The organism is Acinetobacter sp. AS23 (assembly GCF_023612055.1).
In the GTDB taxonomy this organism is placed as follows: domain Bacteria; phylum Pseudomonadota; class Gammaproteobacteria; order Pseudomonadales; family Moraxellaceae; genus Acinetobacter; species Acinetobacter oleivorans.
In genome coordinates this window covers 332,211-344,869 of sequence record NZ_CP082274.1, presented here as the reverse complement: position 1 = coordinate 344,869, position 12,659 = coordinate 332,211, and the positions used below count along the sequence as shown (strand labels likewise).

The following is a 12,659-nucleotide window of genomic DNA, read 5'->3' as shown; positions in this document are numbered from 1 at the left end:
AAATCACCGTAAATAACTGACAAAAATCGTCACATAACTTTTAGTTACAACAGATCACACATCAAAAAAAGTAAACAAAATCTATCAAACTTTATATTTGTTTTTGTGAGCAAATTCTCTTTAAAAATAAATAAATAGGTGACATTTTTTGTCAGCCACCTTAAGAAATAAAATTTTAAAATTATGAGATATAGAACTTTAGAAAATAACTTAATTAATAATAATTGGAGCATTTCCCAATTCATTGGATTGATCTGGCATGTTTTCATCATAAAAATGTGACAATACCTCTCCAATTTGCTGTACACCCATCACGACAGCTTGTTGATATTCTTTTTGTTTAAGTTTTTGAACGATAGACTCACAAATCTGCTGCCAGACCTGATCGTTAGTCGCATTTCTAATACCACGGTCAAATATAATTTCTACTGTACGTTCACATAAGTTTAAATAAAGTAGTACTCCACTATTTAACGCGGTGTCCCAGACCCCTAACTCTGCAAACAATTGTTGCGCTCTCAATCGGGTATTTTGTCTATAGGCCTGTGAACATGGAATATGGCCTTCAATTACAACCTGTATTTCTCCAACATGCCCATGTTCTGCTTGTTGTACCGCATCAGCAATAGTTTGCTTATCTTGTTTTGAAAAATAACGGCTACTGGCCGGAAAATAGCATAGATGTTTAAACCAACGTTTTAGGCTTGGCTCTACAGATTCCTCAATTTTTGGCTGAGTAATAATTTGTGTTGTTTCTGATGTTGTTACCATGAGCCTGAAGCACCTCCACCGCCAAAACGACCTCCGCCGCCGCCATAGCCTCCGCCTCCACCGCCGAAGCCACCACCACGCCCTCCTCCGCCTGCACCACTCAGGATAACCTGTAAAATAAGCTGGGCAATTGAAGTAATGAGTAAAAAGAAGATTCCAAAACCAAGTAATAAGCTTGTCACTAGACCTGCACCATTTACAAAACCTGCTACCGCAGCAGCAACACCAGCTGTAGATGCGCTAAGAGGTCGTCCTACAATAAATGAACCCACAATTCCAGCAACAAGAATAAATAAAGCCATTGTCAGAGTTGTCTGTTTGGCTTGTTGCTCTTCCGCAGCTTGATGTTGGCGTTCTTTTAAATCTTGAGCAGCTTGCTGAGCGACTTCTGGGTCAAGATTTAAAATCCTTCCAATTTCATCAAGACCTGCATTTAAACCTTGTGCATATTGGGCTTGTTTAAAATAAGGTGTAATTTGGTTTCGAATAATCCGACTTGCCACAATATCAGGCAATACGCCTTCTAAGCCGTATCCCGTTAAAATTTGTATGCGGCGATCATTCACCGCAACTGCAATGAGTAATCCATTGTCACGTTTAGATGATCCTAATTGCCACTGCTCACCCACTCGTAATGCATAATCAAAAATATCTTCTTGACCCGTAGTTGGGACAATAACGACACCAATTTGCGCTTTACCTTGTTGGTATAAACTTAGAATTTTTTGGTCGAGCTGCTGTTTCTCAGCCTCACTTAAAATGTTAGCTTGATCAATAACAGGTTGGTTTAAAGTTGGCAAACTACGAATTGACTCACCATCTGCCATATCGTTAGAGACTTTAGGTGAAGTAACAACACTTGAAGCAGGTTGTTCACCCGATTTAGATGGGGTGGCTTGATTTTGCTGCTTTTGAATGATTTTGCCCGCTACTATTGTGTCAGTCTCGTCAGTAGCAGTTGCAATATTACTTTCACTCCATGCCGTATTCTGAAAAAGGACACCACAACAGAGCAAAATTAAGGTCGCAATAAAGACCTTAATTTGCTTAGACTGAAGCAATATAATATTTCTCATACAGCACTCCTTTGATTTATTAAATTAATCAAAAGAAACTTTTGGAGCCTGTTGTGCAGAAGCTTCTGCAGAGAAATTGGCTTTAGGATGCATACCAATTACTTTTGCTGTCACTGCTTGCGGGAACTGGCGTACATATCCGTTGTAATCTTGCACTGTTGTAATATAACGATTACGTGCAACTGCGATACGGTTTTCTGTACCCTCAAGCTGAACTTGTAATTCTTGGAATTGAGTATTGGCTTTCAAATCCGGGTAGTTTTCAGACACAGCAATAAGTCGAGATAATGCCCCTGTTAATTGACTTTGAGCCTGTTGATATTTTTCAAGTAAAGCTGGATCTTCTAGAACTTCTTTATCAACTTTTAAACCTGCAACATTTGAGCGTGCCTGTGTTACTTCGGTTAATACTTGCTCTTCATGTTTAGCATAACCTTTTACCACATTGACAAGGTTTGGCACCAAGTCTGATCGACGTTGATATTGGTTTTGTACTTCAGACCACGCTGCTGTTACAGCCTCATCTTTTACTTGTAGAGTGTTATAGCCACATCCCGAAAACAGTAAGGTGCTGGCAAGTGTTGTTGCGATCGCTAATTGTTTCAATGTTTTCATCGTCACATTATCCTCAAGTTTTTCTTTATATTTTTGACCTCTTTACTCGATTGTATGATGAATTTGGCATTATTGTGTTGCTTTTATTTTATTGATTTTTAAAAACCGGATTTTTAAATCCGGTTTTCTATTAACTTAATCTTTGATCTTTTTCTTGTTGAAAACTTGCCATTTGATATTCTTCTGCTAAAGAACTTTTCCAGTAATCGACCATCTTGTCGTAATCTTTTTGACTAGGATGAAAATCTTTTTTGTAATATGCGAAGTATTCAGGCATCAATTGGACAAGCATTTTTATCAGCAAATACGAACCAAATAAATTACCTCCGATTTTAGGTAAGCTATTCCACTTATCTTGCCAAAATAAACGAGTTGTCCCATAAAAAGCGAGACTCGCAAACCCAGTCGTGACACTACGCATGAGTAAACGACGAATACGGTCATCTCCATATACATGTTGATAGACATCGAATGCGACTGAACGATGCTCAATTTCTTCAATCGCATGCCATACCCAAAGTTTTAGCGCATCTTGATCTAACGTTTTTAACAATTCTGGATGTTGTAAAACATATGCTCCAAGGAGAGCTGTAAAATGTTCAAAAGCACAGGTAAGAGCTAATTGCAGCTTAGGTGGAATCGTTCTTAAGTATTTATCCCGCTCATTTAACCAGTTTTGAAAACTGTCCAGATTATAATCATCACGGCGCCAAGCTTCATTAAACTCGCCATGCGCTTTGGAATGCATAGCCTCTTGTCCAATAAAAGCTGCAATTTGCGCTTGTAGTTGAGGGTCTGAAACTTTATCACGCACATTACGTACGCTATTTACAAAAAATTGCTCACCCACCGGAAACGTTGAGGAAAGTGCAGTTAAAAAATGAGACATGAGCGGTGAATTTGCAAAATAGTGCCGCTTGATCGCCTTTGGATTAAATTCAAGACGACGCACTGTAATACCCAACGCTTTTCGACGATTTAAATATGATTTTTCTGCCGTCATATCTGCGATGTTCATACTCAACACCTATTGTATTGAAGAAGGAAGTTTTGAGTATGTCGCGAGCTTAAAAAGCTAAAAAGGGCAAAAAAGCTTATTATATTTGCCAAAAACATCAAAGTGACTAATGGTAGACAATAAAAAAGCCTACTTGAAGTAGGCTTTTTTGAGTGTTTTAACAAATTAATTTATTAAACACCAAGATAATCCAAAATGCCTTCAGCAGCTTGACGGCCTTCCCAAATCGCGGTTACGACTAGATCTGAACCACGCACCATATCGCCACCAGCAAAGATTTTCGGGTTTGATGTCTGGAATTTGAATTCTTGTTTTTCAGCTGCGACAACGCGACCTGAACCATCAAGATTAATATTCGCGTTACCAAACCAATCCGCTGGGCTTGGGCGGAAACCGAATGCAAGTAAAACTGCATCGGCTGGTAATACTTCTTCAGAACCTGGAACTGGTTCAGGACTACGACGGCCACGACTATCTGGTTCACCCATTTGTGTCGTTACCACTTTTACGCCTGTCACTTTGCCATTTTCACCAACGATTTCGATCGGTTGACGATTGAATAGGAATTTTACACCTTCTTCATAGGCATTTTTCACTTCACGTGCAGAACCCGGCATGTTGCTTTCATCACGACGGTATGCACAAGTTACATCATGAGCGCCTTGACGTAATGAAGTACGGTTACAGTCCATCGCTGTATCACCACCACCAAGTACAATCACCTTTTTACCATCTAAACTGATGTACTCACTTGGATCTTTTTCCCAACCTTGGCATCGGTTCACGTTAGAGATTAGGAAATCAAGAGCATCATAAACGCCATTAAGACCTTCACCCGGGAAACCACCCTTCATGTAGGTATAAGTTCCCATACCCATGAACACCGCATCATATTCTGCAAGTAATTCATCAATGGTTACATCTGTACCAATTTCAGTATTTAAGCGAAATTCGATGCCCATACCTGTGAAAATTTCACGGCGGCGTTTCATCACATCTTTTTCCATTTTAAATTCTGGAATACCAAATGTAAGTAAGCCACCAATTTCAGGACGCTTGTCGAATACCACTGGTTTAACACCACCGCGAGCTAGAATATCTGCACAGCCTAAACCAGCAGGGCCAGCACCAATAATGGCAACTTTTTTGTCAGTCCATTTTACGCCTGACATATCTGGACGCCAGCCCAAAGCAAAGGCTGTATCATTGATATATTTTTCAGCATTACCAATCGTTACTGCACCAAAACCATCATTTAAGGTACAAGCACCTTCACACAAACGGTCTTGTGGACATACGCGACCACATACCTCAGGTAGTGTATTCGTTTGATGACAAAGCTCAGCAGCTTGGAAAATTTGGCCTTCAGCGATGAGTTTTAACCAGTTTGGAATGTAGTTATGTACAGGACATTTCCATTCGCAATATGGGTTACCACAACCTAAACAACGGTGAGTCTGATTAGTAACAGTTTCCGATGTAAAAGGCTTATAAATTTCCACAAATTCTGCTTTGCGGACAGTAATATCTTTTTTCTCTGGATCTTGGCGTGCTACATCCAGAAATTGAAAGTCATTATTTAGGCGTTCTGCCATGTCTCTCTCCGTGGGTAGGCGCGGTTTTTACTGTTGTCCGCACCTGCCTATGTCGTTGCAGTCGTGGAATTATTGTGGATCAGCTTGTGTAGTTTTCAAAAGCGTTTGTAAATTAGCAGCCTTTGGTTTCACAAGCCAGAATTTACGGCTGTAGAAATCGAACTCATTGCGGATTTTATAAGCCCAGGCACTACCTGTTTCTTTAATATGCTCATCGATAATACGCAACAAGAACTCTTTATGATCTTCCATAGATTCTGTTGAAATACGATTTAAATCAATCAATTCGTGGTTGTAGTAATCTACGAAGTCATTATCAAGGTCAAGTACATAAGCAAAACCACCAGTCATGCCCGCACCAAAGTTATGGCCTACTTTACCAAGTACAGTCACAACACCACCTGTCATATATTCACAGCAGTGATCACCAGCACCTTCAATTACAGCAAATGCACCAGAGTTACGAACTGCAAAACGCTCACCCGCTGTACCCGCTGCAAAAAGCTTACCGCCAGTTGCGCCATACAAACAGGTATTACCAATAATTGCTGTGTTTTGGGTTTGGAAAGGTGAACCTTTTGGTGGGAAAATTGAGATACGACCACCTGCCATACCTTTACCCACATAGTCGTTTGCATCACCTTCAAGACGGATGTGTAAACCACCCGCGTTCCATACACCAAGTGACTGACCAGCTGTACCAGTTAAGTTCATCACTACTGGATGTACTTCCATACCTAAGTTGCCATAGCGACGAGCAATTTCACCAGACACACGAGCACCGATCGAGCGGTCACAGTTCACAACATTGAAGTTGAACTGACCACCTGCGCTTGATTCAATTGCAGGAAGCATTTCAGCAACCATTTTCTCAGCTAACACACCTTTATCAAATGGTGCATTCCCCTGTACTTCACAGTACTGTGCTTTACCGTCAGCAGATGGATGAGAAGTTAACAATGCACTTAAATCTAGGTGAGCATGTTTTTCAGTTTCACCCGGTAATACTTCGAGTAAATCAACACGACCGATTAAGTCTTTCAATGAAGACACACCTAATGCTGCCAACCATTCACGTGTTTCTTCCGCAATAAAGTGGAAGAAATTGATGAGCATTTCTGGTTCGCCAATGTAGTGCTCTTGACGTAAGTGATCTTGTTGAGTTGCAACACCAGTCGCACAGTTGTTTAAGTGGCAAATACGTAGATATTTACAACCTAACGCAATCATTGGGGTTGAACCGAAACCAAAGCTCTCAGCACCTAAAATTGCTGCCTTGATCACATCAAGACCAGTTTTTAAGCCACCATCAGTCTGTACACGTACTTTGCCACGCAAGTCATTTACACGAAGAGCTTGATGCGCCTCACTTAAACCCAACTCCCATGGAGAACCCGCATGGTGAATTGATGAAAGTGGAGATGCAGCAGTACCACCGTCATAACCAGAAATGGTAATGAAGTCTGCATATGCCTTCGCAACACCAGCTGCAATTGTTCCTACACCTGGCTCAGATACCAGTTTTACCGAAACCATTGCTTGCGGGTTAACTTGTTTCAAGTCAAAAATTAACTGAGACAAATCTTCAATTGAGTAAATATCGTGGTGCGGTGGAGGTGAAATCAGTGTTACACCCGGCACTGAGTAACGTAAACGTGCAATTAAACCATTTACTTTACCGCCCGGTAACTGACCGCCTTCACCTGGTTTTGCACCTTGAGCAACTTTAATTTGCAATACTTCAGCAGAAGTTAAATATGCAGGCGTTACACCAAAACGACCAGATGCGATCTGTTTGATTTTCGAGTTACGAATTGTGCCGTAGCGAACAGGATCTTCACCGCCCTCACCAGAGTTTGAACGACCACCAATCGTGTTCATCGCAATTGCAATCGCTTCATGCGCTTCTGGAGAAAGAGCACCTAAAGACATCCCTGCCGAGTCAAAACGAGGCAAGATCTCTTCAACTGATTCAACTTGCTCAACTGGAATCGAATTCGTTGTTTTTAACTTAAATAAGTCACGAATAGTCGCTACTGGACGGTTATTTACCAATTCAGCATATTCTTTAAAGTGTTCGTATTTACCTGAGCGAACCGCTTTGTGTAATGAGTTAATCACATCTGGATTAAACGCGTGATACTCTTTATCAAACACAAATTTAAGCAGACCACCTTGATCAATTGGTTTACGATTTGACCATGCTGTAGTAGCTAATTTTTTCTGGTCTTTTTCAAGATCAGCAAATGTTGCACCCTGAATACGACTTGGAACACCCAAGAAGCACTGATCTACAACTTCAGATGATAAACCCACTGCTTCAAAAAGCTGACCACCACGATACGAAGCAACGGTAGAGATACCCATTTTTGAAAGAACTTTTAATAAGCCTTTCTCAATACCTTTACGGAAGTTCGCTTGAGCATGGATTGGATCACCTAAAAGCTCACCTTTCGCAATCAAATCATTAATTACGTCATATGCAAGGTATGGGTAAACAGCGGTTGCACCGAAACCTAGTAATACCGCAAATTGGTGCGGATCACGTGCAAAACCAGTTTCAACCATGATGTTTGCATCAGTACGTAAACCAGTTTTAATGAGGTAATGATGTACTGCACCTGTTGCAAGAGCTGCGTTTGCAGGCAAGAAACCTTGGCGAATATTTTTATCAGTTAAAACAATTAAAGTTTTACCGTCACGAACCGCTTGCGCCGCTTCTTCACAGATACGTGTAATCGCAGCTTGCAAACCTTCTTCTTCAGCATAGTTCAAATTGATGTCAACAGACGCATAGCCTGCACGATCAATACTACGGATTTGCTGCATTTTTGAGTTAGACAGAACAGGGCTCGAAATAATGATTCGATCTGCGTGCTCTGGACCTTGCTCAAATACATTCTGTTCACGACCTAAACAGGTTTCGAGCGACATTACAATCGATTCACGTAGTGGATCAATTGGCGGGTTTGTTACTTGCGCAAATTGTTGACGGAAATAATCAGTCACATGGCGTACTTGACGAGACAATACAGCCATTGGCGTATCATCACCCATAGAACCTACAGCTTCCTGACCACTTTCAGCAATAGGACGCAACAACTGGTCGCGCTCTTCAAATGTCACCATAAACATTTTTTGAGCTGCTTTTAAAGCATCACCTGTTAAACCTTGATCAACTAATTGTTCTTCAAGTTCAGGATTAGCATTGAGGCGAATTGCATGATCACGTAACCACTCACGGTACGGACGCATATTTTTCAAATGAGTACTAACATCTTTAGTATCAAGTACTTTACCTGTTAAAGTATCAACTACTAAAATTTGACCAGGGCCTACGCGACCTTTAGAAATAACATCTTCAGGTTCATAACCCCACACACCAATTTCAGATGCCAAGGTAATGTAATCGTTTTTGGTAATGACCCAACGTGCAGGACGTAAACCATTACGATCAAGCATACAAATAGCATGACGACCATCTTGAATTACTAAGCCTGCTGGACCATCCCAAGCTTCCATATGCTTAGAGTTGAACTCATAGAATGCACGTAAGTCTGCATCCAAAGTTTCAACGTTCTGCCACGCTGGTGGCACGAGCATACGCAATGCACGGAATAAATCCATACCGCCACCGACCAAGATTTCAAGCATGTTATCTAAGCTTGAAGAGTCTGAACCAGTACGGTTCACAATTGGGTTAAGCTCAGTTAGGCCTGGTAACAATGGGTTTTCAAATTTAGGCGTACGTGCCAATGCCCAGTTACGGTTTGCTGTAATAGTGTTGATTTCACCATTATGCGCAAGGTAACGGAATGGCTGCGCCAAAGGCCAACGCGGTAAAGTGTTGGTCGAGAAACGTTGGTGGAACACCACGATATGTGATTTTAAACGTTCGTCTGCCAAATCTGTATAGAACTCAGCAATTGCAGCCGGCATCATCAAGCCTTTATAGCTGATCACTGTCGAACAAAGCGTAGTCACATAGAATGACGGATCATTTTGTAATTGTTGTTCTGCACGACGACGTGCCAAAAATAGTTTACGGTTAAACTCAACTTCAGTTACACCCATTGGACAGTTCACAATGACCTGTTCAAAAGCAGGTAAAGATTGAAGTGCAATTTCACCTAGTGCATCGTTATTTGTAGGGACAACACGCCAAGCCAATACGCGTAAGCCATCAGCCTCAATTTCTTTAGTTAAAATATTTTTAGAGTGCTGTGCTAATGCCGGATCGACATTTAAAAATACCGTTCCTACAGCAAAAACTTCGCTAAGTGTAATATCGCTTAGTTTTTTTGCTTCATCACGGAAAAATTGCTTTGGCATCGCCAATAATAAGCCGCAACCATCTCCCGTCTTGCCATCTGCGGCAATACCACCACGGTGCGTCATGCAACTTAAACTGTGAATCGCGGTTTCTACAAGATGATGACTTGATTCACCCTTCATATGGGCAATCAGTCCAAAACCACAGTTATCCTTAAACTCATCAGGTTGATATAAACCTTGAGCGGGAGCTACAGTATTAGGCGATGGCATGTGCATAGCGTACCCTTCTTTCAATAAGGCTCTTTCGAGCGTCAAACAAACAACTTATTTCTGCGATATTGCCTACGGACGATAGTTAGCTCAATGTTTCGCAAAAAAAAATTTTGGGCTGATAAGCCAATATACGCTGTTCCATTTTTACGTACACTGGTTTTTGCTAGAAAAATGTTTTGACTTATTTCGCACTCTTTTAAAGCAGCTCGACCCCACGACTCTGCATAGACTTCACTCTTTAGAGCGCCAAAATAGTTAGCAGTACATTAATAAGCACAAGAATAAAGCAAAAACTATGCCAATATAATTTTCGCAGCTTAAGTGTTTATATTTCTTAAAAATAGATCAGTTTTATTCAGGCTATCATTTTAATAAATGACCAAATATGCACCACACTTGATCAAAAATTATATATATCTTTTGTTATTGCACTATATTTGTGCACATTATTCTTATCCTTAGTTCCCTCTTGCGCCCTCATTTGTTGCATTTTTAGGAGTAGTTTCAATTTCACGATTTTGCTGAGTCTTTTTAGAAGCATCTGCAGAATTGGACTGATGTACATCCACAACATTTCCTTCAGCATCTCGGCGAATAATGGTCGTTCGAGTTGTAGAGTTCGTTGCTGGAGCAGCCACTTTAGGCTGCGTACTTGTCGCACCGTTTACACCTGCGACCATGAGCAAAGACTCATCAATTTTAGGCAAAGCCGCTGGACGTAAACGCACTTCATAAGTTTGGCTAATGCCACCTTTCATTTCATCTGCACCCAAGTCATTAACTAGTGGCACATAAGTAGAAAATTGTTGTGGTTGTGGCTTAATTGATTCAGGCAAATCAAGATTCAGTTGCGTTAACTGCTGAATTGCATCCTCAGAACGCTTAAATACACCATATGTCAAAACATATTGTTCAGATTGCTTCTCTCCACTTAATCGGAAGTAGATAAATTTATTTCGGTCTGAACGATTCTTTAAAAAGTTTTTAATAATATCTTCATCAGATGCACGGAATAGCTCAAGCGTCCACTGTTTCTTGTTTTCGTTAATAAATTTTGTACCGCGAAACTCTGCTTCATGCTGTCCAGAAGCAACCGTACGAGTTGTTAAATCAAGAGGCCTAACTTCATCAGCTAAAGCCCCTAAGTTAGCCGTTGTTGCTACTTTTTCTGGCTGAATTTGCACAGGTGCTTCTGAATCGGCAGCTTTTTCAACTTCTACAAGCTTCTTGCTATCCGTCATTACCCAGAAAAGAAAAGCCAGAAACAAGCAGACGATACCACCCACCAACCAGATATATTGTTGAACATTCTGCCAAAGTGTACGTGATACAGTCATGTGTTACCTTAATTTATTATCCGTGTTGATTTGCTAAAATAGCTTGTTTCATGAATTCAACATCAAAGTCTTTAGTAATTACCGCTTGTCCAAGTTGCTTTAACAACACTAAACGTAATTGACCATTGAGGACTTTTTTATCATGTGCCATATATCCAAGGAATTCATCCAATGGAATTTTTGGACATGATATCGGCAAATTAGCGCGTTGAATAATTTTTTTTGTACGCTCTACATCATCACTTGAAATCCAGCCTAAACGCTGTGATAAATCAGCTGCCATAACCATGCCGGTAGCTACTGCTTCGCCATGCAACCAAGTTCCATAACCTAGATAAGATTCAATAGCATGACCAAACGTATGACCTAAGTTGAGTAAGGCTCTTTCGCCTTGCTCTTTTTCATCATTTGCAACAATACGGGCTTTATGAGCGCATGAACGGTAAACGGCTTCCGCTAAAAGATCAGCATCTCGCCCAATCAACCCATCCATATTTTGCTCTAGCCAAACAAGAAAATCAGCGTCGCCTAACAAGGCATATTTAATGACTTCTGATAATCCAGCAGACAACTCTCGATCCGGTAAGGTGTTGAGTTGAGCCATATCAGCCAAAACAACTTGAGGTTGCTGAAATGCACCAAGCATGTTTTTACCCAGTGGATGATTAATACCAGTTTTACCACCTACACTTGAATCTACTTGTGAAAGAAGCGTAGTTGGAACCTGAACAAAATAAACACCGCGCTGAAAACAAGCTGATGCAAAGCCAGCCATATCACCAATAACACCACCGCCTAAAGCTAAAACCGTACAATCTCGGTTAAAACCAGCTTCAAGTAATGCATCAAAAATTAAATTTAAATGTTGAATATCTTTATATTTTTCACCATCGGGCAAAATACACGTAGCTACAGTTTTACCCAAACTTTTTAATGCTTCTTGATAGTGAGATAAATATAAAGGTGCGACCGTTTCGTTACTCACAATCATGACCTGTTGACCATGAATATAAGGTTCAAGCAACTGTTTAGGATCAAGTTGACTGCCAATAAAAATAGGATAACGGCGTTCGCCTAATTCAACATGTAAAATTTGCATGAGTTTATTAAACCACGAGTAAGTTTGGCTATTTTAGCGTGTTAGATAAAATAAGTTGCAGAATCTTTTGAGCAAGATCGCGTGCAGCACCCTGATTGGTTTCAATCGTGTAATGAGCAACTTCACGATATAAAGGATCACGTATTTTTAACAAATCTCGCAATTTTTGTTCAGGGTTTTCAACTTGTAATAGAGGTCTATTTTTATCGCGATAAGTTCGTTGTAATTGTAGTTCCACAGGAGTGTAAAGATAAACAACTATACCACGTTGCTTTAGAAACTCACGATTGGGTGCTTGAGTAATGGCACCACCACCTGTTGCTAAAACCAAAGCCTTACGGGAAGTTAACTCATTCAAAACTATGGTTTCACGAGCACGAAATCCGAATTCCCCTTCTTTTTCAAAAATCCAAGGAATAGTAGCCCCTGTTTTGCGTTCAATTTCATGATCACTATCTAAAAATTCACGCCCTAATATTTCGGCTAAATGACGTCCAACGGTTGTTTTTCCTGCCCCCATGGGCCCCACCAAATAAATATTTGGCAGGGTTTCAAACGCTTTGCTTGGCAAGGCGCCACCTATTTCAATTGCTTTCATTA

Annotated in this window: 9 protein-coding genes; all 9 read right to left on the bottom strand. The window is 40.6% G+C overall.

From position 1 onward, the window contains the following. Positions 1-210: 210 nt before the first annotated feature. Positions 211-771 carry a TPM domain-containing protein gene (locus tag K6I41_RS01595; protein ID WP_250375090.1) on the bottom strand — a complete coding sequence of 187 codons (561 nt, stop codon included), beginning with the start codon at positions 769-771 and terminating at the stop codon, positions 211-213. Further along, positions 765-1,847 (bottom strand): TPM domain-containing protein, encoded by a 1,083-nt coding sequence (locus K6I41_RS01590; protein ID WP_199943402.1) that lies wholly within the window; start codon positions 1,845-1,847, stop codon positions 765-767. Before K6I41_RS01590 ends, K6I41_RS01595 begins: the two co-directional genes overlap by 7 nt. A gap of 24 nt (positions 1,848-1,871) precedes the next feature. Continuing rightward, a complete protein-coding gene (locus K6I41_RS01585; RefSeq protein WP_003653797.1) occupies positions 1,872-2,462 on the bottom strand; it encodes a LemA family protein in 591 nt (196 codons plus the stop codon). A gap of 130 nt (positions 2,463-2,592) precedes the next feature. After that, positions 2,593-3,480, bottom strand: coding sequence for a metal-dependent hydrolase (locus tag K6I41_RS01580; protein ID WP_049837440.1), 888 nt, complete (start codon positions 3,478-3,480; stop codon positions 2,593-2,595). 173 nt (positions 3,481-3,653) lie between these two features. Then, the gene (locus tag K6I41_RS01575) at positions 3,654-5,075 is read right to left on the bottom strand and encodes a glutamate synthase small subunit GltD family protein (RefSeq protein WP_250375089.1); all 1,422 of its coding nucleotides are present in this window, start codon (positions 5,073-5,075) and stop codon (positions 3,654-3,656) included. Between the two features lie 69 nt (positions 5,076-5,144). Then, on the bottom strand, positions 5,145-9,620 hold the full coding sequence (gltB, locus tag K6I41_RS01570; protein WP_250375088.1) for a glutamate synthase large subunit: 4,476 nt from the start codon (positions 9,618-9,620) through the stop codon (positions 5,145-5,147). A gap of 461 nt (positions 9,621-10,081) precedes the next feature. Continuing rightward, positions 10,082-10,960 carry a hypothetical protein gene (locus tag K6I41_RS01565; protein ID WP_250375087.1) on the bottom strand — a complete coding sequence of 293 codons (879 nt, stop codon included), beginning with the start codon at positions 10,958-10,960 and terminating at the stop codon, positions 10,082-10,084. 16 nt (positions 10,961-10,976) lie between these two features. Continuing rightward, positions 10,977-12,059, bottom strand: coding sequence for a 3-dehydroquinate synthase (gene aroB / locus K6I41_RS01560; RefSeq protein ID WP_151988679.1), 1,083 nt, complete (start codon positions 12,057-12,059; stop codon positions 10,977-10,979). Positions 12,060-12,087: 28 nt separating this feature from the next. Next, a complete protein-coding gene (gene aroK, locus K6I41_RS01555) occupies positions 12,088-12,657 on the bottom strand; it encodes a shikimate kinase AroK (protein WP_004789808.1) in 570 nt (189 codons plus the stop codon). Positions 12,658-12,659: the final 2 nt, after the last annotated feature.